Raw genomic sequence first — 24435 nt, 5'->3', positions numbered from 1 at the left:
TTATTGACTTAAGGGCTTTGAAACTTTGAAGCTTTGAGGTCTTCAGGTTTTGAAAAGTGTCAACGTTATTAAGGATGGGTCACTGAAAACAAAAAAGGATGCCAATGGCATCCTTTTTTATCAAATTAATACTTCATCTTGTTTGATGAATATTAATCTTCCGTTTTTGGAGTTTCAGTCACTTCAGATCCGGTATTAACAGCTTCTGCTTCTGCTGCCACTTCCGTTTCCGCAGTACCTTCATTGATGATAGGGTTACCCTCTTCATCAAGCTCAACTTCAGGAACTTGAATCTCATCGATACGTTGAAGACCAACAACTTTCTCATCTTCAGCGGTACGGATAATGGTCACACCTTGAGTGTTACGACCAATGCTTGATACGCCAGTAGCTGGAGTACGTACTAAAGTACCTTTGTTACTGATCAGCATTATCTCATCATTTTCGCCAACTTGTACTGCACCAACTACGGCGCCGTTACGTTCGCTAACCTTGATAGAAACAACACCTTTAGTACCACGGCTCTTCGCTGGGTATTCTGCTAAATCAGTACGCTTACCATAACCGTTCTCAGTCACAGTTAAGATATCGCCCTCACCCTTAGGTACAATTAGCGATACAACAGTTTGACCATCTTCTAGCTTAATACCACGAACACCAGTCGCTGTACGACCCATTGCACGAAGCGCGATAACTTCTTCGCCTGTTTCTGGATCAATTTTCACTTCACCAGTTTCAGAGCTACGAGCTTTCTCGTTAAAGCGAACCACTTTACCTTCGTTAGAGAACAGCATGATATCGTCGTTACCATCGGTAATGTCAACGCCAATCAACTGATCGCCATCTTTCAGGTTTACAGCGATAATACCGTTTGCACGTGGGTTGCTATAAGCCGTTAGAGCTGTTTTCTTAACCGTACCGTGTGATGTTGCCATGATAATGTACTTATCTTCAGCATATTCACGTACAGGTAGAATCGCAGTAATACGCTCACCCTCTGCTAACGGTAACAAGTTAACAATTGGACGGCCACGAGCAGTACGGCTAGCCAATGGCAACTGGTAAACTTTCAACCAGTACATCTTACCGAAGTCAGAGAAGCACAAAATGGTGTCATGAGTGTTAGCAACCAAAAGCTTTTCAACGAAATCTTCGTCCTTAACTTTAGTCGCTGCTTTACCCTTACCGCCACGGCGCTGAGCTTGGTAATCAGTTAGTGCTTGATACTTTGCATAACCAAGGTGTGAAAGCGTAACTACTACATCTTCTTCATTGATAAGGTCTTCAAGACTCATATCAACTTCGTTAGCGTTAATAACTGTACGACGCTCGTCACCGAAATTAGCTAGAACTTCTTCAAGCTCTTCTTTAATCACTTCCATCAAACGCTGCGGGCTACCAAGAATAAATAGTAGTGCTGCGATGATTTCTAGTAGCTCTTCGTATTCAGCAATGATCTTATCATGTTCTAAACCGGTTAGACGGTGTAGACGTAGTTCCAGAATTGCTTGAGCTTGTTGCTCTGTCAGGTAGTACTTATCGTCGCGAATACCAAATTCAGGCTCTAGCCATTCAGGACGAGCCGCATCATCGCCAGCTTTTTCAAGCATGCCTTTAACATGGCCAAGTTCCCAACCTTCTGCAACTAGCTTCACTTTCGCTTCAGCTGGAGTTGGAGATGCTTTAATAAGCGCAATAATTGGGTCGATGTTTGCTAGTGCTACCGCTAACGCTTCAAGAATATGTGCGCGTTCACGAGCTTTACGTAATTCAAATACAGTACGGCGAGTAACCACTTCACGGCGGTGAAGAATAAAGCACTCTAGCATCTCTTTTAAGTTAAATAGTTTTGGCTGACCATTGGTCAGTGCAACCATGTTGATACCAAAAGAGCACTGCATTTGTGTTTGTGCGTAAAGGTTGTTTAGAACAACTTCGCCCACTTCACCACGCTTGATCTCGATAACAATACGCATACCGTCTTTATCAGACTCGTCGCGTAGACCGCTAATACCTTCAATCTTTTTATCTTTAACAAGCTCGGCGATTTTTTCAATCAGACGCGCTTTGTTAACCTGGTATGGGATCTCGTGAACAATAATGCGCTCACGGTTGTTCTCTTCTTCAATTTCTGCACGAGCACGCATAACAGCACGGCCACGGCCAGTTTTATACGCATCGATAATGCCTTTACGGCCATTAATAATCGCAGCAGTTGGGAAGTCAGGACCAGGAATATATTCCATCAATTGTTCGATAGATAATGCTGGGTCTTCGATTAGCGCTAAACAACCACTGATAACTTCATTCAAGTTATGTGGCGGAATGTTTGTAGCCATACCAACCGCAATACCTGACGAACCATTCACAAGCAGTGTTGGAATACGCGTTGGCAGAACGGCAGGAATAAACTCAGTGCCATCGTAGTTAGGCACAAAATCTACTGTTTCTTTTTCTAAATCAGCAAGTAACTGGTGAGCAACCTTGTCCATACGGATTTCGGTATAACGCATTGCAGCTGCAGCGTCACCGTCGACAGAACCGAAGTTACCTTGACCATCGATAAGTGGGTAACGCATAGAGAAAGGCTGAGCCAAACGAACGATTGTGTCATATACAGCAGTGTCACCATGCGGGTGATATTTACCGATTACGTCACCAACGACACGGGCAGACTTTTTATAAGGCTTGTTCCAGTCGTTTTTCAATTCGCTCATGGCAAAAAGCACGCGGCGATGTACCGGTTTTAAACCGTCACGAACGTCAGGCAATGCACGGCCAACGATTACACTCATAGCGTAATCTAAGTATGAATTCTTTAATTCGTCTTCAATATTAATTGGTGTTATAGATGAAGCCAGATCAGTCATAAACTGCTCGATCCCCTGAAATTTAGCGTGCTATTCCTATTTCCTAGAATAGCTATGCTTGAAAACGTGATTTGGCATTCTAACACAGTTATTTTATGGCGCTAGACCCAAACATCGATTCATTTTAAATAACCAGATAAAGTCAATTCACTTGATTAAAATCAAGGCATAGGCGCATTTTTTCACCACATTGTTCTGCAAAATCATAACTTGTTTGTTTATTGCCACTATTCATTATAATCTGGCGCTAAATACGGTTTTGTCACTGTGAGGTAATAAAGTGCAAACACATAATAATGTTGATCCACAAGAGATCGCAAAGTTTGAGAAAATGGCCGCCACTTGGTGGGATCCTAAAGGCGAATTTAAGCCACTACACAACTTAAACCCATTGCGTCTTAACTATATAGACCAAACTGCTGGCGGAATTTTTGGTAAACAAGTGCTGGATGTTGGTTGTGGCGGCGGGATCTTGTCTGAAAGCATGGCAAGAATTGGCGCTAATGTTACCGGCCTTGATATGGGCGATGAGCCACTAGATGTTGCCAGATTGCATGCACTGGAAACTGGTGTTGAAATTGATTACATCAAAAACACAGCAGAAGCCCATAGAGATGAACACCGTGGCCAATACGATGTTGTTACCTGTATGGAAATGCTTGAACACGTGCCAGACCCAAGTTCCGTTATTCAAGCCTGCGCTGATATGGTGAAGCCTGGCGGTTATGTTTTCTTCTCAACGATTAACCGTAATATCCGTGCTTATATAGAAACCATTCTTGGTGCTGAATATGTATTAAAGATGCTACCTGTTGGTACCCACGATCATAATAAGTTTATCAGACCATCTGAGCTTATCGATTTAGCCGACAATGCAGAACTGTTCTGCAAAGATGCTGTAGGTATCACCTATAACCCAATTACCGATATCTTTAGATATACCAAGAGCCTTGAAGTGAACTACATGATCGCTACGGTTAAAAATGACTAAGGCTGAATCGCTACGTATTAAAGGCGTATTATTCGATCTTGATGGTACGCTTGCCGATACCGCGCCGGATATGATTGAGGCTCTAAACCTCAGTTTAGAAGCAAATGGGCACTCACGTGTCCCCTTTGAGCAGATCCGTGACAGTGCATCCCATGGCAGTATCGCCATGATTAAGGCCGCCCTACCACAGCTCGATGAAAAGTACATCGGCGAGCTACAGCAAGCGCTTTTCGATAACTATGAGCGAATAAATGGTGACGATTGTCGTTTATTTGCAGGCTTAGATAGGTTACTCGACACACTTAACGGACTTTGTATTCCCTATGGTGTGGTAACCAATAAACCAGCTCGCTTTTCAAGACCGCTGCTAAATCGACTCGGTCTTACGGCAAAAATGCCTGCGGTAATCAGTGGTGACACGACGCATTACTCTAAGCCTCATACGGCTCCGATGCACTTAGCCGCGCAGCAACTAAGAGTATTACCTGAACATATTCTTTATTTAGGTGATGCAGAGCGCGATCTTGTCGCTGCAAAAGCCGCGAATATGATCTCAGGCCTTGCCCTTTGGGGTTATATTGGCGTGAATGATGATGTTTCGCTTTGGCCTGCCGATCTCAGTTTTGAGACAGGCGATCATTTAGCTGACTTTTTTACTCTTGTGCAGCAAGGTTAAGTTTCTAAGCGAACACATTTTCAGCCGTGATTAATTAGGCTGCAAACTTAATACTAAAGTCGTCAAAATGATCTGCTTAGATCGCTCAACTAAGTGGCGATCCGACAGATCATTTTTATTTGTTTATTTATTAACCTTGCAAAAGGAAATCAAACCAAAACAAGCTTTAACGGTTAGCCGTTACTAACAGGCTAGATTATCCTCAAGATATCCACAACTTGTCCCCTAAATTCCCACTTGCAAAAAACCAATAACCTCACTATCTTGTAGCTATTGAATCTCAAAACACCATATATAGTGTGTGAGTGACAAAGGCAGGCACTATTTAGTCGTTTGTGTCAACAAAAAGGAACTCTCCGTTTTTCGGTTAAAACTGTTTGTTTACAAGGAAACGTACGGTGCACCTAAGCAGGTCACTTTCATAAATATAAAAACCAAGGTTTATCTTTAATGAATAGCAATATGACAGTCACAAAGCGTAGCGGCGAACGTGAGACTATCGATCTCGAGAAGATCCATCGCGTTATCGAATGGGCGGCAAAAGGACTTAACAACGTCTCTGTATCTGAAGTTGAACTGCGTTCTCATCTGCAGTTTTTCGACGGCATCGCCACTGAAGCCATCCATGAGACTATCATTAAAGCAGCTGCAGATTTAATCTCGCCTGAATCACCAGATTATCAATTTCTGTCTGCACGCTTAGCTGTTTTCCACCTTCGTAAAAAAGCTTTTGGCCAATTTGAGCCACCAAAGCTTTATGATCATGTGGTTAAATTAGTAGAACTTGGTAAATATGATCAGCATATTTTAGAAGACTACACTCAAGAAGAGATCGATATCCTCGATAGCTATATCGACCACTGGCGTGATATGAACTTCTCTTATGCTGCAGTTAAGCAACTTGAAGGCAAATACCTGGTTCAAAACCGTGTCACCCACGAGATCTACGAAAGTGCTCAGTTCCTGTATATCTTGGTTGCTGCTTGCCTATTTGCTAAGTATCCAAAAGACACGCGTCTTCAATACGTTAAAGATTTCTATGACGCGACTTCTACTTTTAAGATCTCGCTACCAACACCTATCATGGCAGGTGTACGTACGCCTACCCGTCAGTTTAGTTCTTGTGTATTGATTGAGTGTGGTGACAGCCTAGATTCAATTAACGCGACTTCATCGTCAATCGTGAAGTATGTTTCACAGCGTGCAGGTATTGGTGTCAATGCTGGCCGTATCCGTGCCCTAGGTAGCCCTATTCGCGGCGGTGAAGCATTCCACACAGGTTGTTTACCATTTTATAAGTATTTCCAAACCGCGGTTAAGTCTTGCTCTCAAGGCGGCGTTCGTGGTGGTGCAGCTACCCTATTCTACCCAATGTGGCATCTAGAAGTTGAGTCACTATTGGTACTGAAGAACAACCGTGGTGTTGATGATAACCGTATTCGTCACTTAGATTACGGCGTTCAAATTAACAAGGTTATGTATCAGCGCCTAATTCAAGGCGGCATGATTAGTTTGTTCAGCCCATCTGACGTACCAGGTATGTACGATGCATTCTTCGAAGATCAAGAAGAGTTCGAGCGTCTATATCTTAAGTATGAAGCTGACCCTAGTATTCGTAAGAAGCAGATAAAAGCCGTTGAGCTGTTCTCATTAATGATGCAAGAGCGCGCCTCAACCGGCCGCATCTACATTCAAAACGTTGATCACTGTAATACCCACAGTCCATTTGACTCTAAGGTTGCACCGGTGCGTCAGTCTAACTTGTGTCTTGAAATTGCATTGCCAACTAAGCCATTAAATAACATTAACGATCCAGATGGTGAAATTGCACTTTGTACTCTGTCGGCATTGAACCTTGGTGCAATTAAGAAGTTAGAAGAGCTTGAGCCACTGGCCGATCTCGCAGTACGTGCACTTGATAACTTACTTGATTATCAAGATTACCCAATCATCTCTGCTAAGAAAGCATCGATGAACCGCCGTACACTAGGTATAGGCGTAATTAACTTTGCTAACTACTTAGCAAAAGAAGGCGTACGTTACTCTGACGGTTCAGCGAACGGTATTACTCACAAGACGTTTGAAGCAATTCAATTCTACCTATTAAAAGCATCGATGAAGCTTGCTCAGGAGCAAGGCGCCTGCCCTGCGTTCCACGAGACGACTTATGCTAAAGGTATATTGCCAATTGATACCTATAAGCGTGACTTAGACAAGATTTGTGATGAACCACTACACCTTGACTGGGACACTTTACGTGAAGAGATCAAAACTCACGGTTTACGCAACTCAACGCTTTCAGCGTTAATGCCATCAGAGACCTCGTCACAGATCTCTAACGCGACTAACGGTATTGAACCACCACGTGGTTTGATCAGTGTTAAAGCCAGTAAAGATGGTCAGCTAAAGCAAGTGGTACCTGATTTTGAAAAGTACCAATATAGCTATGAGTTACTATGGCAAATGCCTAATAACGATGGTTACTTACAGTTAGTCGGTTTAATGCAGAAATTCGTCGACCAGTCGATTTCAGCTAACACCAACTACGACCCTAGCCGTTTTGAGGGTGGTCGAGTACCTATGAAGGTACTATTGAAAGACTTATTAACCGCTTACAAATATGGTGTGAAGACACTTTACTATCACAATACTCGTGATGGAGCTTCAGATAGTCTTGACGATATCACTGCCATTGAGAAAGAAGATGACAGTTGCGCTGGCGGCGCATGTAAGATCTAACCAAGATTTTAATCATTAGTATTAAACGTTAATTTAAGGGGGCCTAGCCCCCATTATCGGAAGATAGAAAAATGGCCTATTCAACATTTTGTCAAACTCCAAACAACGCACTGCTAGAACCTATGTTTCTTGGTCAGTCAGTTAACGTAGCGCGTTATGATCAACAAAAATATGAAGTATTCGAAAAGCTGATCGAAAAGCAGCTTTCATTCTTCTGGCGTCCTGAAGAAGTAGACGTTAGCCGAGATAAAATCGATTACGCAGCGCTACCTGAGCATGAAAAGCACATCTTCATCTCAAACCTTAAATATCAAACGCTACTTGATTCAATTCAAGGCCGTTCACCGAATGTTGCTTTCTTGCCACTGGTATCATTACCAGAGCTAGAAACATGGATTGAAACTTGGTCTTTCTCTGAGACCATTCACTCGCGCTCATACACGCATATTATTCGTAATATCGTAAACGATCCTTCAATCGTGTTCGACGATATCGTCGAAAATGAAGAGATCTTAAAGCGTGCTAGCGATATTGCTAACTATTACGATCACTTAATCAAGCTCAGCCAGGCCTATCACCTGCTCGGTGAAGGTAGCCACGAGATCGACGGCGAAATCATTGAAGTCACAACACGTGAAATCAAAAAAGCCCTTTATCTATGTATGGTGTCGGTTAACGTACTTGAAGCTATCCGCTTCTACGTGAGTTTTGCATGTTCTTTTGCCTTTGCAGAACGTAAAGTCATGGAAGGTAACGCTAAAATTATCCGCCTTATTGCTCGTGACGAAGCACTGCATCTAAACAGCACTCAGCATATCTTGAAGATCATGCACGCTGGTAAAGATGATCCAGAAATGGCTGAAATCGCTAAAGAGTGTGAGCAGACGGCAATCGATATTTTTATCAAAGCTGCTGAGCAGGAAAAAGAGTGGGCAAAATACCTATTCAAAGACGGATCTATGATTGGTCTTAACGAACATATTCTTTGTCAGTATGTTGAATACATCACTAACGAACGTATGAAAGCGGTAAACTTTGCTTCTCCTTATGAAGAGAAGAGTAACCCACTACCTTGGATGAAGAACTGGTTAGAAAGTGATTCAGTACAGGTAGCGCCACAAGAAGTAGAAGTGTCTTCTTATCTTGTTGGTCAAATCGATTCCTCAATCGATGACGACGAGTTCTCTGACTTTGACCTTTAAGCCTGTCAACTTTAGTCAAGCTAGCTTTAAGAAGGCTCCGATTGTGAGCCTTCAAGGCATGCCGGTGTTGCTGTTTAACCAGCAACACCAGACTTTGCTTGAAGCGCTTGAACAAAAGAAGGTTAAGGTATTCTCAGAGTGTCGTAGCGGCTACTGTGGCCAATGCAAAACTAAGGTTAAGCGTGGTACGGTCAGTTATATTCGCGAACCGCTGGTTACGCTCGAAGATGATGAATGCCTGCCCTGCTGCTGCGTACCCGATGGTGATATCGATTTGGCCCTTTCTGCCGAAGGTGCAGAGGTTGTTGGACGAACTGCCAATCTAAAAGCTGATATGTCACCAGCTATTAACAGCGAAGTGATTTCTTCTGCCAATTCGCCTGTACAAGGCTAACCCCAAACATATCACACCTTGGTAAGCCCATAGAACAGTAGACACTTCATAGAGTTATAATAACTTACACTTAATATTGCGGACACTCTGTTTTTAGGGCAGAAGCTCTTTAATTTCTCTAAGTTCATCGGGGGTTAATAAAATTGCACCAGTGGACGTTGAGACCAAGCGTTCAGTGCCCTCCTTACCATTAAATTCCAGTTCTTCCTCAGCATATTCGATCACATCATATAGCTTTTGAAATATAGCTTTTGCAATATAGCTTTATGATTCAAACACTGACACCCAATGTAAATGACAAGATCAACTTGCCCCTTGTTCAAAGTAGAAATACACCACTTAAGTAAAAGCCCACTAATGCGTAATGGGCTTTATAGTATCAAGACAAACTTGGCGAGGTCAGCATCTTGCATTCGTTACGGTTCAAATCGAAGCTTCCCTATTGTTATAGGCAATGCAGAGTTACTTAGCTAATTTAACCGAGTCCACATCAATCGTGGTGTAAGACCAACCGCTATCGACTTCACCCTGAATCACTATTTTGGTTTCTGGTGTCGCCTCTACGCCATTCCAATCGCGATCGTCAATCTCAATAACAATTTCACCGGTGTCATCTTTAAATTGGTATTCTTCGTCACCTAAGCCCGCAACAATATAACCCATTAGCAGCACTTGTGTGTCATCTTTCGCTTCTAAAGCAACAGCTACAGTCTGAACCTTTACGTTACTCGGCCCAATGAAGCCACCTTTTTTATCTACACCTTGCGCAGCTAATACACCTGATGAAGCTAAGAGCAAGCCACCTACTAATACACACTTTTTCATGTCAACATTTCCTTTGTAAGCGATTGAATAAAAACAACTTAAAAATATATCTATCAGTTAGAGATAGCATCACCTAGCGTATTTAATTAACCATAAAAGGCGATTTAAACGGCTATCTTGCTAAGGTTATCATTAGTAATCAATACTATAGTACATACTAAACCAATAGCTGAATTAATTTACACAGTTTAATAAGGTGAGCGTGAAGGAAGTGTGAATTCAAGCTTTAACATTAAAAGCAATTCGCTGTTATATATAAATTTATGAGTCCGTTAAGTTTGCTATCTAACAGCAATAAAAAACCTGCTAAAACTTTAAGGCATTAGCAGGTTTGTTGTTATGCTCTTTCAAGCTATTGAGAGCCTAAAGTGCGATAGCAAGCTCTGCGCCTTGTCTGATAGCGCGTTTGGCATCAAGCTCTGCAGCCACATCTACACCACCGATAAGATGCACAGGAATTCCTGTAGACTTCATCTCATCAACAAGCTCAGTATTAGATACTTGGCCTGCACATAAAATGACATTATCGACATCTAAAACTTCAGATTTACCATCAATGTTAATGTGTAAGCCTTGTTCGTCAAACTTCTCATAACTTACACCTGTCTTCATCATTACTTGGTGCTGTTTTAGCACTGAACGATGGATCCAACCTGTGGTTTTACCTAAGCCCTTACCCATCTTGGTGGTTTTACGCTGTAGCAGGTAAACTTCTCTGTGCTTATCTTCAGGCACTGGCGCAGTTAATCCGCCACGTTCTTTATAGTCTTTGTCTATTCCCCACTGTTTTAACCAGCGGTTTAGATCCAGTGTTGAAGACTTTGATTCACACAGGAAGTGAGCCATATCAAAACCAATACCGCCCGCGCCGATCAACGCAACCTTCTGACCTATTTCAGCTGTGCCATTAAGCACTTGCTGATAATCGACCACCTTGGGGCTATCAAAACCTGGTAAGTCGATGGGTCTAGGCTTAACGCCGCTAGACATAACGATTTCATCGAACTTCTCATCACGTACCACACTGGCATCGAGGCGAGTGTTTAAACGCAAATCGACTTTATGCAGTTTTATCTGGTTAAGGAAGTATCGAATAGTTTCGTTAAACTCTTCTTTACCTGGGATCTTACGAGCCAGATTAAACTGACCACCCACTTCAGCTTTAGCCTCAAATAACACCACTTCATGGCCACGACTCGCCGCATAAATAGAAAATGCCATGCCAGCAGGACCTGCGCCCATAACAGCAATACGTTTCTTGTTTTGTACAGGAGTGAAATTGAGCTCAGTTTCATAACAAGCACGCGGATTAACTAAACAAGTGGCACGTTTAAGCGCAAAGCTGTGGTCCAAACACGCTTGATTACAACCGATGCAAGTATTGATAAGTTCTGGAGTATTGGCTGCAGCTTTATTAACGAAATCTGCATCAGCCAAAAATGGCCGTGCCATCGACACCATGTCAGCCTGACCCGATGAGATAATATGCTCGGCAATCTCTGGGGTGTTAATGCGGTTAGTGGCAATAAGCGGAATAGACATCTCTTTCATTAAACGCTCGGTGACCCAGGCAAAGGCACCTCGCGGTACGCTAGTGGCGATAGTCGGGACACGTGCCTCATGCCAACCAATACCGGTATTGATTATCGTCACACCGGCTTGCTCTAACCATTTAGCCAGTTGCACCACCTCTTCCCAAGTCGAACCATTATCGACAAGATCCAACATAGACAACCTAAATATAATGATAAAGTCTGAACCCACTTTGGCGCGAATTTGTTTTACAATTTCAATTGGGAACTGAGCACGATTTTCAAATGCCCCACCCCATTTATCATCACGTTTATTCGTACGAGAACTGATAAACTGATTAATCAAGTAACCTTCACTTCCCATCACTTCGACACCGTCATAGCCCGCCTTTTGGGCTAATGCCGCGCTGGTGGCATAATCTTTAATGGTGCCATTAACCTGCCTTGCTGACATTGCAGATGGAGTGAAAGGAGTAATAGGCGATTTAATCTTACTCGGCGCACTAGAAAAAGGATGGTAGCCGTAACGGCCAGCATGCAAGAGTTGCATACAGATCTTACCGCCAGCTTCGTGCACTGCTTGTGTTACTTTGGTATGTTTCTTAACTTGCCAAGGAAAGCTGAGTTGGCAGGCATTTGGTGCCAGTCTACCTCTCAGGTTCGGCGAGATCCCGCCGGTTACGATTAAGCCTACACCACCTAATGCACGTTCTTTGTAAAACGCTGCCAGTTTCTCAAAGCCGCCCTTTTCTTCTTCCAAACCAGTATGCATTGAGCCCATCAATACTCGGTTTTTTAACTGGGTAAAACCCAGATCTAAGGGTTCTAATAAATGCGGAAACGACATTCAAACATCCTTTTTAAACAAGTGATTTAATCCAGCATACCCTGAGTAAACCATAACCTCAATAAGTGTATGAATAGATTCCTTTACAATTGAGTTTTCCTTTCCGGCTGAATTTCAGTTAGCATTATGCCAACTCAGTGATAAAGGAGTGGCTGATGTCCACTAAACCCTCTATTTTTAAAAGGATATTCCTCCTTATTTGGAATACCGTCAATGGATTAAGAAAGCTGTTTCTTAACCTCATTTTCTTTGGTGTAATTGCCCTTATCATCGTCAGTCTAAGTACAGATGATAGTGTCGAAGTTAAAAATGGCACTGCTCTTGTGCTTAATTTATCTGGCACCATTGTTGATCAAAAGCGTCAAGTCGATCCTATTGAAGCTGCGATGAAAAGTGGCAAAGAAGCCGACGGCAGCGGTGAGATTTTACTTGCTGATGTGCTATTCGTCATTAATAACGCGGCCTCAGATGAGCGTATTAGTCAGCTGGTATTGGACTTAGGCATGTTGCGCGGCACCGGCATAAGTAAGCTGCAATCAATCGGTAACGCCTTAGAATCATTCAAGGCGACAGGCAAAACGGTTGTCGCCAATGGTAACTGGTATGGTCAGAATCAATACTTCCTTGCAAGCTTTGCCGATAAAGTCTATCTAAACCCTCAAGGTAGTGTCGAAATAGAGGGCTTAGGGCGCTATCGCCTCTATTTTAAGTCTGCATTAGAGAAGCTTAAAATCAATGCTCACGTATTTAGAGTCGGTACTTTCAAGTCAGCAGTCGAACCTTTTATTCGTGACAACATGTCTGATGAAGCTAAAGAAGCAAACCTCGTCCTCTTAAACGATCTATGGCAAAGTTATGCCGATACGGTTGCAAATAACCGTGGCATAGATAACCAAGATTTATCACTTAGCGCAGAAGAATACCTCGCCCAGCTTGATAAGGCGGAGGGGAATTCAGCTAACATGGCGCTTAATATGAAGTGGGTCGATGGTCTTAAGTCTGCTGAAGAGTTTAGGCTTTCAATGGTCGATGCCGTCGGCAAGTCTAGCGATGGTAACAGCTTTAATCATATCGATTTTTATGATTATCTCTCTGTGACTCAAACTTATCCTTCATTATCTTTAAATGATCAAGTTGGTATCATTGTCGCCAAAGGTAATATCTTAAATGGTTCACAACCTGCCGGACAAATCGGTGGTGACAGTACATCTGAGCTACTGCGAAAAGCCCGTTTCGATGACTCAGTAAAAGCGGTTGTACTCAGAGTCGACAGCCCTGGTGGTAGTGCCTTTGCGTCAGAACAAATCAGACAAGAAGTCCTTGCGTTAAAGGCGGCTAATAAGCCTGTGGTTGTTAGCATGGGCAGTTACGCCGCATCAGGAGGATACTGGATCTCCGCAAGTGCTGACTATATTTATGCAACGCCAACTACACTAACTGGCTCAATCGGTATCTTCGGGATGATCACGACCTTTGAAGACTCGTTAGCCAGCATTGGAGTTCACACCGATGGAGTTGGCACTTCTGATTGGACGGGCTTCTCTGTTACTAAAGGCCTAACCCCTGAAATCCAGGCTGTTATTCAGCGCCATATTGAACGTGGATACTACGATTTTATCTCATTAGTCGCTAAAGAGCGTGATATGAGCTTAGATCAGGTTGATAGCATTGCTCAAGGCCGAGTATGGACCGGACGTAAGGCATTAGAACTTGGCCTAGTCGATGGTTTAGGTGAGTTACAAGACGCAGTAAGCAAGGCCGCAGAAATGGCTTCACTCGATACCTTTGATACCGAGGTGATTGAAAGAGAGCTCTCTCCGCAAGAGCAGTTTATTCAGGAGATGTTTGCTACCGCTTCGAGTCATCTACCTCAGAGTGCGCGTCAATCTTCTCTTATTGAAACCCTTCTTAGTCAATGGTCTGGTGTCATTGAAGAGTTCCAAGCATTCGATGATCCAAATGGTGTTTATCTCTATTGCGATACCTGTAATTTCTAATCATTCGCAATAATTGACATTACATGTATTCAAAGCCCGGTTTTCACCGGGCTTTTTAATCTTTATACGTTGCCCTCCTCGGCGACTTCACTAATTTGACTACGAGTCCTGCAACTTATGTAGCTTTGGGTATATAATCCCTGCATCGTCATTTATCCAAAACTAAAAAACAAAATCAAATGCCAAAACGTTCTATCTATGTAGCCTACACTGGCGGCACAATCGGTATGCAAAAAACCGATCATGGCTTCGCTCCTGTTGCCGATTTCCTAACTGGCTGCGTCAAGGCAATGCCCGAGTTTTATCATGACGAAATGCCTGACTTTGTCATTCATGAATATTCGCCACTTATCGACTCTGCGAATATGAAACCGACTGACTGGCAGATGATTGCCGATGATATTAAAGCAAAATACGATCAGTATGATGGTTTCGTTATTCTCCATGGCACCGACACCATGGCCTTTACCGCATCAGCTCTCTCTTTTATGCTACAAGGCTTACAAAAGCCGGTCATTGTAACGGGTTCGCAAATCCCTCTTGCTCAATTGCGTTCTGATGGCCAAACGAATTTACTCAACGCGTTATATATTGCTGCCAACTATCCGGTCGCCGAAGTTTGCCTGTTCTTTAACAACAAACTCTTTAGAGGTAACCGCACTACCAAAGTTCATGCCGATGGCTTCAATGCATTTGCATCACCTAACTTCCCGCTGCTATTGGAAGCAGGAATTAAAATTCGCTGGCATGCTGGGCAACGCGCTAAATTTGATCCAAAAATTCAACTTAAAGTCGCAAAAATAAGCCCACAACCAATAGGCGTAGTTACTCTTTATCCGGGTATAAACACCGAAATTTTTGCCAATATACTTCAGCAACCTGTGAAAGCGCTAATCTTGCTGACTTTTGGTGTCGGTAATGCGCCACAAACACCAGAGTTACTTAAAACCTTAAAAGATGCACAGAAGCGTGGAATCGTCATAGTTAACCTTACCCAGTGCTTACAGGGACGCGTTAACATGGACGGCTATGCAACAGGTAACGCATTGGCAGAAGCTGGAGTTACCAGCGGCTACGATATGACGACAGAAGCAGCACTGACTAAACTGCACTATTTATTGTCTACCGACATGACTCCAGATGAAATCCGTGCTGAAATGAAAGTGTCTATCGCTGGTGAATTAACCGCCGACTAATACCAAACAGTATAAACATTTAGTCACTCAGCGAGAGTTTAGCGGTTTTGAGGCAAGGCAACGAGTAAAGGGCATAGTTGTTCTACGTTCAAGCTCGTTAACACAGCATCAGAATCGCTAAGACTCGCCATTCTGGAGCGTTTTTGGCTGCCTACTTCTGCGTTGATTAGCTTTGTAAGGGAATAACCATTATTGCAGCTATTCGCCTTGAATTAGTTTGCCAAAAATCGCTCTGAGTAGATCAAATTCTTATACTGATTGGTATAATACCAATCGGTAATAAGAAAATAACGTTTGAATTGGTCTGGATAAAAGAAAAGCCCAAGTATTAAGCTTGGGCTTTTTATTGAACTTGTCCCGTGAAGTTGACACTCTGCAGACTCATCTAGATCACGACGTTGTGACTATTGCTAACTAGAGCTCCTGCTCTTTAAACTCGGCTATCGCCTCACCTTTGAATTGCTTCTTAAGTTCAGACTTAGATAGCTCGTTGACCTGCCCTGCACTATTGATCGTGAAATGGTCGGTCTGATTGAGTCTTCTCGCTTGATAGAGCATTACCACTTGCTGAGTCGAAGAACGCTGCTCTGCAGTCAATACGCTACCATCTTCCCACTTACCCAGTTCTACAGCACTTAAAAGACGCTGGTAAACTTCGCTAGGCATATCGTCGATAACTTTATTTATATCGGTCATACTTTCTTCCGTTTATGCAAAACGATCTGTATTCGAGTAATTAAGTAGCCAACAAAGCCCAGTGAAAACGCACCTATCGCAATATACGATCTTGCACCTTCAGCAGGCTCTCCGCCCCAAAACCAAGTCACTACGCCACCAATAAACAGCGTTAACGCTAAAAAGCTCTGATTCATTAACTGATTAGAACGCTTGATGTGGCTAATCACTTTTAGGCTTTCATTGTCTGCAGAAATACTTGCCTTACAATGATTACACTCTTTAGCCATACTTGAGATGCGTTTATTACAGCTAGGACAATTAACTAATGCCATTGGCTACCTCTTAGTTTACGTCTTAAGTCGACCGCTAGAGTCTTACTTAAGTTTATCAACGACCGCATTCATTGCAATCAATGATGCTTCGCCAAGATAAATACAGCGCTCAGGCGACCAACCAGCCATTAGATCTGGCATATTGGCATTGTCTTTAAATGGCATTTCAAGGGTATTTGAAAGGCAACCAAATGTGTGAGCAACCCAGTTAGATGCAACCGTTAAGTTAGCTTGGCCAGGTTCGTCTTTATCGTAACCAAACTCATTTTGGAAATCAGGACTTGCCATCAGTAATGCATCAACGAATGCTTGCTGGCGTGCCGCGTCTTTTTCAGTGAACGCAGGTACTCCCTCACAACCCGCAAGGAAGACATAGGGTAGACCTTCATCACCGTGCACATCATAGAAAAGGTCCACGCCAGTCTCTTTCATCTTGTTAACCACGTACAAAACTTCTGGGCTCTTCTCTAAAGAAGGCGTTTTCCATTCGCGATTAAGGTTGGTACCAACAGCGTTAGTACGCAGATGGCCACGAGCACTGCCGTCTGGGTTCATGTTCGGAACGATATAGAAGTTAGCTTTATCTAATAGCGCTTTAGCCGTTGGGCAATCACCATCAAGCAGGTTGTTCATTAAGCCTTCAACTAACCACTCAGCCATCGTCTCGCCTGGGTGCTGACGTGCAGTGATCCAGATATTGGCTTTGTCTTCATCACCGTCGCCAATTTTAATCAGGGTCATATCACGACCATCTAGAGTTAAACCTAAGTGCTCAAGTCGCACTAGAGGATGAACTTGAACCGCAGATAATAGGTCTTGGTGACGCTCGTAGCTATAAGGCGCAAAATAAGCAATTTGAATCGCGTCGCAATCCAAGTCGACTTCAATAGATAACTTACCGTCCTTGTATTGAGTCGGCAGTCTAAACCAATTTTGTCTATCGTAGGTTGCTACCGCTTGGTAATCTTCCCAACCTTTAGTGTAAGAAGCTTTATCTGCATTAACGATATTCAGTGTGTACTGGTTACCCACCACACCTTCGAGTTTAAAGTTAAACCACTGAAAAAATTCACCACCTTCATCAGGGCGGATTGCTAACTGGACGTCATCTTTATTATCTAGATTGATAACTTCAATATTTCCACTATCAAAATTCGCGGTAATACGCATAACACTTCCTTTTACTTTTGCTAATACGGCATGACTGTTACTGTTTGACGTTGCAAACAAGCCAACTCTCGTTCTTTGCGCTATAGAATAAACCAAAATGTGATAAGGAGCAGCCAAAACCCACTAAAAACCGTCAAATATCACTACATAAGCTAACTTCTGTCAACGTTAAACACTAAGACAGAGCTTTACCAGCCTTCGGAAATTCCATACAATCGCAGCAATTCGTAAAACAAGAGGGAAGCAATTCCCCTTGCAGTACTGCATTCGTTAAGGAACGGAGAAACTAATGACCCAAGCTAGACATTGTGAACTACTTATTCTGGGCTCAGGCCCAGCAGGCTACACTGCAGCAGTTTACGCTGCGCGCGCAAACTTAAAGCCTGTACTGATCACAGGAATACAGCAAGGTGGTCAGCTAACAACGACTACAGAAGTTGAAAACTGGCCTGGCGATGCTGAAGACCTAACCGGTCCAGCATTGATGGAGCGTATGCAGAAGCACGCTGAAAAGTTCGAAACTGAGATTATTTTCGATCACATCAACGAAGTGAACCTTAATGTGCGCCCTTTCCAGCTTAAAGGCGACAATGGTGAGTTCACTTGTGACTCACTAATTATCTCTACTGGTGCTTCAGCTATGTATCTTGGCCTTGAGTCAGAAGAAGCATTTAAAGGCCGCGGCGTATCGGCATGCGCAACCTGTGACGGTTTCTTCTATCGTAACCAGAAAGTTGCGGTGATCGGTGGTGGTAACACTGCAGTCGAAGAAGCACTTTACCTAAGCAATATCGCATCTGAAGTTCACCTTATTCACCGTCGTGATTCATTCCGCAGTGAAAAAATTCTAACTAAGCGCCTTATGGATAAAGTAGAGAACGGTAATATCGTACTTCACTTAGATAACACGCTTGATGAAGTTGTAGGCGACCAAATGGGCGTAACAGGTCTTAAGATGAAGAGCACCAAAGACGGTGCGATTAAAGATCTAGAAGTTGCAGGTGTATTCGTAGCTATTGGCCACAAACCAAACACTTCAATGTTTGAAGGCCAACTTGAAATGAACAATGGCTACATCAAAGTAGAAAGTGGTCTAAACGGCAATGCGACTCAAACTAGCATTAAAGGCGTATTCGCCGCTGGTGACGTAATGGATCAACATTACCGTCAAGCAATTACTTCTGCAGGTACTGGCTGTATGGCTGCGTTAGATGCAGAGCGCTTCTTAGACGCACAGTAATACTGTTTATTCGATACAAAAAGCCAACTGTTTCAGTTGGTTTTTTTTGGCTGCAATATAGCAAGCGCTGCGATTTGTCACGCAATCCACTTCGAATACGTATCATTATAAAGAATTTGCCGCTCTACGAGAGTTGCCCGGTTCTCTACAGGGTGATATCAATACTAAAGCTACACAATATCGACTACACAATATCGACTACACAATATCTGCTACAGCACATTAAATTATAGCTATAAAAAAAGGGAGCCTTAAAGGCTCCCTTTTCGAAAGATTCTAAACTAATTACTTAGCTAAAGCGTCTTTTGCTTTTTCAACTAAAGTTGCAAATACAACTTTATCGAAAACAGCGATGTCAGCCAGGATCTTACGGTCGATTTCGATTGATGCTTTTTTCAAACCATTAATGAAACGGCTGTAAGACAGACCATTTTGACGAGATGCCGCATTGATACGTGCAATCCATAGTTGACGGAATTGACGTTTCTTCTGACGACGGTCACGGTAAGCATATTGACCAGCTTTAGTTACTGCTTGAACAGCAACACGGTAAGTACGGCTACGAGCGCCATAATAACCTTTAGCTAATTTAAGTACTTTCTTGTGACGAGCACGAGCGGTTACACCACGCTTAACTCTAGGCATTGTTCATTGCTCCTTTAATTAAGCGTATGGTAGTTGACGTGCGATTGCTGGCACATCAGACTTAGCTACTTGACATTTTGCACGTAAGTGACGTTTACGCTTAGTGCTCTTCTTGGTCAAAATATGACGTAAATGGGCTTGCTTGCGCTTAAAACCGTTAGCGGTTTTCTTAAAACGCTTTTGTACACCCTTGTCTGTTTTCATTTTAGGCATTGCTAAAACTCCGCATTGGGACAATTAATAAAACGCAAGGCGAACAGGAAACCTCAAGAGGCCCCTGTTACTTTTATGGTTGCCTTACTATTTCTTTTTCGGCGCGAGAACCATAACAGCTTGGCGACCTTCCATTTTCGGGAAAGACTCCACTACTGCTATAACTTCCAAATCAGCTTTGATACGGTTCAAAAGATCCATACCTAAACTTTGGTGAGCCATCTCACGACCACGGAAACGCAGCGTTACTTTCGCTTTGTCGCCGTCTTCTAGAAAACGAGTCAGGTTGCGTAGTTTTACCTGGTAGTCGTTTTCGTCTGTACCGGGACGGAATTTAATTTCCTTCACCTGTACAATTTTCTGCTTCTTCTTTTGTTCTTTTTGAGCTTTTGCTTTGTCAAAAAGGAACTTACCGTAGTCCATAACACGACAAACTGGCGGCTCAGCATTAGGGCTAATTTCTACTAAATCTACACCTGCTTCATCAGCAACTTCTTGTGCTTCTTTAATAGTTAAGATGCCTAACTGCTCACCATCTAAACCGTTTAGACGGACTTCAGATACACCAACGATGAGCTCGTTGATTCTGTTCGGGGCCGCCTGGCGCCCTGCTGTTTTTTTGATCTTTATGACCTAATCCTCCAACAAATTGAGACTACGGAGCGAAATCTGGTTCTTGAGCTTAGTAGCAAATTCTTCGATTTGCATCTTACCTAAGTCAACGCCTTCACGGGTACGCACCGCTACTTCCTTATTTTCCATCTCTTGATCACCTACGACCAACAGATAAGGCACACGCCTTAAGGTATGTTCGCGTATTTTAAAGCCTATCTTCTCATTCCTCAAGTCTTTAGTTGCACGAATTCCATGTTCTTTGAATATATTGACTACATTATCGACATAATCCGACTGTTTGTCGGTAATATTCATTACAACAACTTGAACTGGTGACAACCAAGCAGGGAATTTACCTGCGTACTCTTCAATAAGAATACCCAAGAAACGCTCTAACGAACCTAAAATCGCTCGGTGGATCATAACAGGTGTTTGACGACTGTTATCTTCAGCAACATAAGTTGCACCTAAACGACCAGGTAACGCATAATCGAGCTGCACTGTACCACATTGCCACGCTCTGTCTAGACAATCGTGCAATGTAAATTCAATCTTAGGACCATAAAACGCGCCCTCGCCCGGTAAAATTTCAAATTCGATACCGTTAGCCGTCAATGCTTGCTTAAGTGCTTCTTCTGCACGATCCCACATATCGTCATCACCGATACGCTTTTCTGGGCGTGTCGACAACTTAACAACAATGCTATTAAAGCCAAATGTTTCGTATGTATCGTAAACCATCTTGATACATGCGCTCACTTCTTGCTGCACTTGCTCTTCAGTACAGAAGATATGTGCATCATCTTGAGTGAAACCACGTACACGCATTAGGCCATGTAATGAACCTGATGGCTCGTTACGGTGACAACAACCAAACTCTGCCATACGTAATGGCAAATCACGGTATGACTTAAGACCTTGGTTAAAGATCTGCACGTGACCTGGGCAGTTCATCGGCTTAACCGCGTATTCACGATTTTCTGAGCTTGTTGTGAACATCGCTTCTGAGTACTTGTCCCAGTGACCACTACGTTCCCAAAGTACACGGTCCATCATTAATGGGCCTTTTACTTCTTGGTAAGTATATTGACCTAGCTTTTGACGAATAAACTTCTCAAGCTCTAGGAATAAGCTCCAACCATCGTTATGCCAGAACACCATACCAGGTGCTTCTTCTTGCATATGGTACAGATCTAACTGCTTACCAATTTTACGGTGATCACGCTTAGCCGCTTCTTCAAGACGGTTAAGGTGAACTTTAAGGGCTTTCTTATCAGCCCAAGCTGTACCGTATACACGTTGCAACATCTTGTTGTCTGAGTTACCGCGCCAATATGCACCAGCAACACTCATCAACTTAAAGTTCTGACAGAACTTCATGTTTGGTACGTGTGGACCACGACACATGTCGATGTATTCTTCATGGTGATAAAGAGCAGGCGTTGAGTCTTTTGGAATATTCTCATCCAAAATCGCCATTTTATAAACTTCACCACGTGATTCAAACGTATCACGCGCTTCTTGCCAGCTAACAACACGCTTATCGACAGCGTAATTAGTTTTAGCAAGTTCAGCCATGCGCTTTTCTAGCGCATCGATATCTTCCTGAGTCAACTTATGGTCTAAGTCGATGTCATAGTAGAAACCATTATCGATAACTGGACCGATAGCCATTTTGGTTTCAGGGAACAGTTGCTTGATCGCATGACCTAGCAAGTGAGCACAAGAGTGACGAAGAATTTCAACACCCTCTTCATCTTTAGCGGTGATGATTGAAAGATCTGAATCAGTTTCAATCAAATCACATGCGTCTTTTAGTTCACCGTTCACGCGACCAGCGATACACGCTTTAGCAAGACCAGGACCAATGTCAGCAGCAACATCTAAAGTAGAAACAGAGTGAGCAAACTCGCGTTTGCTTCCGTCAGGAAGTGTAATAACAGGCATGATATTTCCTTTTCCAGTGGTGACCCCCACGTAGGGCCACTTGGTTTTAAAATTAAGTGTGGTTTACGCCACTGGGACTAGACCTTACTGTAGTCTGATGTATCCAGCGCGCAAGCCGTCAATTCTAAGTGATACGGGCTGTGCGATGCAAGTTTTCCATCATATTAGTTTTTCTTATTAATCACTCAAATTAAATAGAGGCGAATGTAATAAAAATAGTCACTTAGCGTCACAGTTTGTTCACGTTATCTCACTATTATCACCGCATCTAAATAAGGAGATCGTAATGATTAATACATTGATGTTTGCCGCAGCACTTTTTCAAGTTGATATAAACCAAGTGAAACCTGTAACGCAAGTTGATATAGATAAAACAGTGATCGCCACTCAGATTGAAACTGAACTTAATCACGCTTTGGCACAGATGACACTTTCTTTGTTACAAGAAAGCACGACTCTAAAAGAAGTAGAAACCAATGCAGAACTGGTTGAATTTAATCCCCTTCGAGGCAGCAAGTTAACCCGTAACGAGTCATCTATAACTTTAGTTATTCGATACCAGCATCTTCTATTCAACAGCACCTATAGCTATGATGTCGTTACAAAGGCTAATAGCAACTCAATCTTGTAACTTAGCCATATCTTTAATCTATGAAGAATACGGGCATAGTTATGACAACTTGGGCATTGGTGACTGGCGCTGCAAAACGTATCGGACACGCGATAGCGGTTCAATTACATGATGATGGTTACAATATAGTGATCCACTATGGGCAATCGATTGATGAAGCTCAGGCACTATGCGACAAGCTAAATACTAAGCGCGGCGACTCTGCAATTATCATGCAAGCCGACTTAACTAATAGCGATGCAATCGACTCACTAATTGCTGAAATTAATTCTTTAGCTATCAGTGTATCTGTCCTTATTAATAATGCTTCGTGCTTTTACCCGACACCAATAGGCGAAACCTCTTTTCTTAAAGTGCAGCAGTTGCTTGCAACAAACCTTATCGCGCCTTACCTATTAGCTGAAAAACTCAGCCCGCTTCTTGAGGCTAATAAGGGTTGTGTGATTAACCTTTTAGATATCCACGGCAAACGCCCGCTAAAAGATCATGGACTATACTCTATATCAAAGGCTGCACTTGAAATGGCCACCTTGTCACTGGCTCAAGAACTCGCTCCTAATATACGTGTCAATGGCGTATCACCGGGCGCAATTCTATGGCCAGAACAATCCGACGAACCATCGCAACAAGCCGTATTAAGTGCTATCCCGCTGGCTAAGCTTGGCCAAGTTAACGATATTGCCGGGCTTATTTCTCATTTAGTGAGCGCGCCTTATATCTCTGGCCAAGTCATTGCCGTAGATGGAGGTCGAAGCGCAGTAGGTTTTATGGGAGCGTAAATATGCGATTCATCAATAAGACGATTAGTTGCCCCCACTGTGGGCATCACCAACATATCAATATCGATGCGACTTGTGGTGATCAGGATTACTATGAGGATTGTCGAGTTTGCTGTAACCCAATTCATATGCGATTACATATGGATGAAGCACAGCACAAAATTGAATTTTTTATTGATTCAGATGACGAGCAGATCTACTAAATAGATCCGCTCTTTTGTTTGTCTGAGAACAAACGACAACTTAGTCAACTTTCTAATATTAAGTTGCTAGTGTCTATTAACTTGCAAATCTCTTAGCAAGCACTCGTTCGACCGTGTCGACAATCGCTTGAGTCTGACTATCAATCTCGATATTTATCTTGTCACCTTTAACATAGCCATCAAGATTGGTCAGTTTTAGCGTTTCGGGGATTAAATGCAGCATAAAGCTCGTTTCAGTCACCTCTCCAACTGTTAAACTGCAGCCGTTTACGCCCACAAAACCTTTATACAAGATGTAGTTCATCCACTTAGGATCAACAGTCAGCCGAATATCGTAATGTTCGTTAGTTTGGCTAACGAAATCTACCTCGGCTTGAGTATGAACATGACCCGATAAAATGTGCCCACCTATCTCACTTCCGAAGGTTAATGAACGCTCGATGTTAACCTGTGAGCCAACTCTCAGTTTTGATAGGTTAGTTAGCTTAAGGGTCTCTTCCATTACGTCGAAAAACACCCTATCATCTTCTATTCTTGTGACTGTTAAACATACACCGTTATTTGCGACACTTGCCCCTAGTGAAAGTCCCTCGCGCAAATCCGGCCCAATTGCGATTTGTAGCGTGTTTAAGCCTGATTTCTTATCTATCGCCAACACTTCGCATGTTGCTTGAACTATACCTGTAAACATCTTATCTCTCGTTAGTATATTA

The 24435-nt window shown here is 42.9% G+C and carries 22 protein-coding genes; 11 read left to right on the top strand and 11 right to left on the bottom strand.

The features are described from left to right. Positions 1 to 152: 152 nt before the first annotated feature. Complete coding sequence (gene gyrA / locus K5Q73_RS17190; protein ID WP_220763952.1) at positions 153 to 2870, bottom strand: DNA gyrase subunit A; 2718 nt, start codon at positions 2868 to 2870, stop codon at positions 153 to 155. A 280-nt stretch (positions 2871 to 3150) separates the two neighbouring features. On the opposite strand from gyrA, the gene ubiG reads away from it, so the two are divergent. From ubiG to yfaE, 5 genes are all read left to right on the top strand, one after another. Beyond that, positions 3151 to 3861 (top strand): bifunctional 2-polyprenyl-6-hydroxyphenol methylase/3-demethylubiquinol 3-O-methyltransferase UbiG, encoded by a 711-nt coding sequence (gene ubiG, locus K5Q73_RS17185; RefSeq protein WP_220763950.1) that lies wholly within the window; start codon positions 3151 to 3153, stop codon positions 3859 to 3861. Beyond that, a complete protein-coding gene (locus K5Q73_RS17180) occupies positions 3854 to 4537 on the top strand; it encodes an HAD family hydrolase (RefSeq protein ID WP_220763939.1) in 684 nt (227 codons plus the stop codon). Before ubiG ends, K5Q73_RS17180 begins: the two co-directional genes overlap by 8 nt. 450 nt (positions 4538 to 4987) lie before the next feature. Continuing rightward, entirely contained in the window at positions 4988 to 7276 is a 2289-nt protein-coding gene (gene nrdA, locus K5Q73_RS17175) for a class 1a ribonucleoside-diphosphate reductase subunit alpha (RefSeq protein WP_220763929.1), read from the top strand. Between the two features lie 71 nt (positions 7277 to 7347). Then, positions 7348 to 8478, top strand: coding sequence for a class Ia ribonucleoside-diphosphate reductase subunit beta (gene nrdB / locus K5Q73_RS17170; RefSeq protein ID WP_220763919.1), 1131 nt, complete (start codon positions 7348 to 7350; stop codon positions 8476 to 8478). After that, complete coding sequence (yfaE, locus tag K5Q73_RS17165; protein WP_220763909.1) at positions 8447 to 8872, top strand: class I ribonucleotide reductase maintenance protein YfaE; 426 nt, start codon at positions 8447 to 8449, stop codon at positions 8870 to 8872. Before nrdB ends, yfaE begins: the two co-directional genes overlap by 32 nt. 462 nt (positions 8873 to 9334) lie before the next feature. Here the strand turns inward: yfaE and K5Q73_RS17160 are convergent, their stop codons facing one another. Both K5Q73_RS17160 and K5Q73_RS17155 read right to left on the bottom strand, forming a co-directional pair. Beyond that, entirely contained in the window at positions 9335 to 9697 is a 363-nt protein-coding gene (locus tag K5Q73_RS17160; protein ID WP_220763907.1) for a YgiW/YdeI family stress tolerance OB fold protein, read from the bottom strand. A 363-nt stretch (positions 9698 to 10060) separates the two neighbouring features. Next, a complete protein-coding gene (locus tag K5Q73_RS17155; protein ID WP_220763896.1) occupies positions 10061 to 12076 on the bottom strand; it encodes an FAD-dependent oxidoreductase in 2016 nt (671 codons plus the stop codon). Positions 12077 to 12231: 155 nt separating this feature from the next. Here K5Q73_RS17155 and sppA point away from each other — a divergent pair, with 155 nt between their 5' ends. After that, positions 12232 to 14073 carry a signal peptide peptidase SppA gene (gene sppA, locus K5Q73_RS17150; protein ID WP_220763894.1) on the top strand — a complete coding sequence of 614 codons (1842 nt, stop codon included), beginning with the start codon at positions 12232 to 12234 and terminating at the stop codon, positions 14071 to 14073. Between the two features lie 179 nt (positions 14074 to 14252). After that, positions 14253 to 15269, top strand: coding sequence for an asparaginase (ansA, locus tag K5Q73_RS17145; RefSeq protein ID WP_220763892.1), 1017 nt, complete (start codon positions 14253 to 14255; stop codon positions 15267 to 15269). A gap of 414 nt (positions 15270 to 15683) precedes the next feature. Here the strand turns inward: ansA and K5Q73_RS17140 are convergent, their stop codons facing one another. From K5Q73_RS17140 to K5Q73_RS17130, 3 genes are read right to left on the bottom strand one after another with little or no spacing between them, the layout of a single operon-like run. Then, positions 15684 to 15965 (bottom strand): YeaC family protein, encoded by a 282-nt coding sequence (locus K5Q73_RS17140; protein WP_220763890.1) that lies wholly within the window; start codon positions 15963 to 15965, stop codon positions 15684 to 15686. After that, positions 15962 to 16279, bottom strand: coding sequence for a zinc ribbon domain-containing protein (locus tag K5Q73_RS17135; RefSeq protein WP_220763881.1), 318 nt, complete (start codon positions 16277 to 16279; stop codon positions 15962 to 15964). The genes K5Q73_RS17140 and K5Q73_RS17135 overlap by 4 nt, the downstream gene beginning before the upstream one ends. 42 nt (positions 16280 to 16321) lie before the next feature. Then, positions 16322 to 17449 (bottom strand): M14-type cytosolic carboxypeptidase, encoded by a 1128-nt coding sequence (locus K5Q73_RS17130; protein WP_220763880.1) that lies wholly within the window; start codon positions 17447 to 17449, stop codon positions 16322 to 16324. 289 nt (positions 17450 to 17738) lie between these two features. On the opposite strand from K5Q73_RS17130, the gene trxB reads away from it, so the two are divergent. Beyond that, positions 17739 to 18689 carry a thioredoxin-disulfide reductase gene (gene trxB, locus K5Q73_RS17125; RefSeq protein ID WP_220763878.1) on the top strand — a complete coding sequence of 317 codons (951 nt, stop codon included), beginning with the start codon at positions 17739 to 17741 and terminating at the stop codon, positions 18687 to 18689. A gap of 285 nt (positions 18690 to 18974) precedes the next feature. Here trxB and rplT read toward each other — a convergent pair whose 3' ends face one another. From rplT to thrS, 4 genes are all read right to left on the bottom strand, one after another. Continuing rightward, positions 18975 to 19334 carry a 50S ribosomal protein L20 gene (gene rplT / locus K5Q73_RS17120; protein WP_012155496.1) on the bottom strand — a complete coding sequence of 120 codons (360 nt, stop codon included), beginning with the start codon at positions 19332 to 19334 and terminating at the stop codon, positions 18975 to 18977. Between the two features lie 18 nt (positions 19335 to 19352). Next, positions 19353 to 19547, bottom strand: coding sequence for a 50S ribosomal protein L35 (gene rpmI / locus K5Q73_RS17115; RefSeq protein ID WP_012155497.1), 195 nt, complete (start codon positions 19545 to 19547; stop codon positions 19353 to 19355). Between the two features lie 87 nt (positions 19548 to 19634). Then, a complete protein-coding gene (infC, locus tag K5Q73_RS17110) occupies positions 19635 to 20177 on the bottom strand; it encodes a translation initiation factor IF-3 (protein WP_220764059.1) in 543 nt (180 codons plus the stop codon). A gap of 3 nt (positions 20178 to 20180) precedes the next feature. Then, positions 20181 to 22109 carry a threonine--tRNA ligase gene (thrS, locus tag K5Q73_RS17105; protein WP_220763869.1) on the bottom strand — a complete coding sequence of 643 codons (1929 nt, stop codon included), beginning with the start codon at positions 22107 to 22109 and terminating at the stop codon, positions 20181 to 20183. Between the two features lie 286 nt (positions 22110 to 22395). Between thrS and K5Q73_RS17100 the strand changes: the two genes are divergently transcribed. From K5Q73_RS17100 to K5Q73_RS17090, 3 genes are read left to right on the top strand one after another with little or no spacing between them, the layout of a single operon-like run. After that, positions 22396 to 22740: a hypothetical protein gene (locus K5Q73_RS17100; protein WP_220763867.1), complete on the top strand. Its 345-nt coding sequence runs from the start codon at positions 22396 to 22398 to the stop codon at positions 22738 to 22740. Positions 22741 to 22781: 41 nt separating this feature from the next. Continuing rightward, complete coding sequence (locus K5Q73_RS17095; RefSeq protein WP_220763865.1) at positions 22782 to 23519, top strand: pteridine reductase; 738 nt, start codon at positions 22782 to 22784, stop codon at positions 23517 to 23519. Between the two features lie 2 nt (positions 23520 to 23521). Next, positions 23522 to 23722: a CPXCG motif-containing cysteine-rich protein gene (locus K5Q73_RS17090; RefSeq protein WP_012277111.1), complete on the top strand. Its 201-nt coding sequence runs from the start codon at positions 23522 to 23524 to the stop codon at positions 23720 to 23722. Between the two features lie 76 nt (positions 23723 to 23798). Here the strand turns inward: K5Q73_RS17090 and K5Q73_RS17085 are convergent, their stop codons facing one another. Further along, positions 23799 to 24413, bottom strand: a complete 615-nt coding sequence (locus tag K5Q73_RS17085; RefSeq protein ID WP_220763863.1) for a riboflavin synthase subunit alpha — start codon at positions 24411 to 24413, stop codon at positions 23799 to 23801. Between the last annotated feature and the right edge of the window lie 22 nt (positions 24414 to 24435).

This window comes from Shewanella sp. MBTL60-112-B2 (genome assembly GCF_019655055.1).
GTDB lineage: Bacteria > Pseudomonadota > Gammaproteobacteria > Enterobacterales > Shewanellaceae > Shewanella.
Note: the sequence above shows the minus strand (reverse complement) of the source record. Positions and strands in the feature narration are given on the sequence as shown.

Bases quoted from the DNA above. Each gene is read 5' to 3' on its own strand.
- K5Q73_RS17180 (WP_220763939.1), top strand. From the start codon at position 3,854: ATGACTAAGGCTGAATCGCTACGTATTAAAGGCGTATTATTCGATCTT.
- sppA (WP_220763894.1), top strand. From the start codon at position 12,232: ATGTCCACTAAACCCTCTATTTTTAAAAGGATATTCCTCCTTATTTGG.
- K5Q73_RS17160 (WP_220763907.1), bottom strand. From the start codon at position 9,697: ATGAAAAAGTGTGTATTAGTAGGTGGCTTGCTCTTAGCTTCATCAGGT.
- K5Q73_RS17100 (WP_220763867.1), top strand. From the start codon at position 22,396: ATGATTAATACATTGATGTTTGCCGCAGCACTTTTTCAAGTTGATATA.
- nrdA (WP_220763929.1), top strand. From the start codon at position 4,988: ATGAATAGCAATATGACAGTCACAAAGCGTAGCGGCGAACGTGAGACT.
- K5Q73_RS17085 (WP_220763863.1), bottom strand. From the start codon at position 24,413: ATGTTTACAGGTATAGTTCAAGCAACATGCGAAGTGTTGGCGATAGAT.
- K5Q73_RS17130 (WP_220763880.1), bottom strand. From the start codon at position 17,449: ATGCGTATTACCGCGAATTTTGATAGTGGAAATATTGAAGTTATCAAT.
- rpmI (WP_012155497.1), bottom strand. From the start codon at position 19,547: ATGCCTAAAATGAAAACAGACAAGGGTGTACAAAAGCGTTTTAAGAAA.
- thrS (WP_220763869.1), bottom strand. From the start codon at position 22,109: ATGCCTGTTATTACACTTCCTGACGGAAGCAAACGCGAGTTTGCTCAC.
- yfaE (WP_220763909.1), top strand. From the start codon at position 8,447: ATGACGACGAGTTCTCTGACTTTGACCTTTAAGCCTGTCAACTTTAGT.
- K5Q73_RS17095 (WP_220763865.1), top strand. From the start codon at position 22,782: ATGACAACTTGGGCATTGGTGACTGGCGCTGCAAAACGTATCGGACAC.
- trxB (WP_220763878.1), top strand. From the start codon at position 17,739: ATGACCCAAGCTAGACATTGTGAACTACTTATTCTGGGCTCAGGCCCA.
- K5Q73_RS17155 (WP_220763896.1), bottom strand. From the start codon at position 12,076: ATGTCGTTTCCGCATTTATTAGAACCCTTAGATCTGGGTTTTACCCAG.
- K5Q73_RS17090 (WP_012277111.1), top strand. From the start codon at position 23,522: ATGCGATTCATCAATAAGACGATTAGTTGCCCCCACTGTGGGCATCAC.
- ansA (WP_220763892.1), top strand. From the start codon at position 14,253: ATGCCAAAACGTTCTATCTATGTAGCCTACACTGGCGGCACAATCGGT.
- K5Q73_RS17135 (WP_220763881.1), bottom strand. From the start codon at position 16,279: ATGGCATTAGTTAATTGTCCTAGCTGTAATAAACGCATCTCAAGTATG.
- rplT (WP_012155496.1), bottom strand. From the start codon at position 19,334: ATGCCTAGAGTTAAGCGTGGTGTAACCGCTCGTGCTCGTCACAAGAAA.
- nrdB (WP_220763919.1), top strand. From the start codon at position 7,348: ATGGCCTATTCAACATTTTGTCAAACTCCAAACAACGCACTGCTAGAA.
- K5Q73_RS17140 (WP_220763890.1), bottom strand. From the start codon at position 15,965: ATGACCGATATAAATAAAGTTATCGACGATATGCCTAGCGAAGTTTAC.
- gyrA (WP_220763952.1), bottom strand. From the start codon at position 2,870: ATGACTGATCTGGCTTCATCTATAACACCAATTAATATTGAAGACGAA.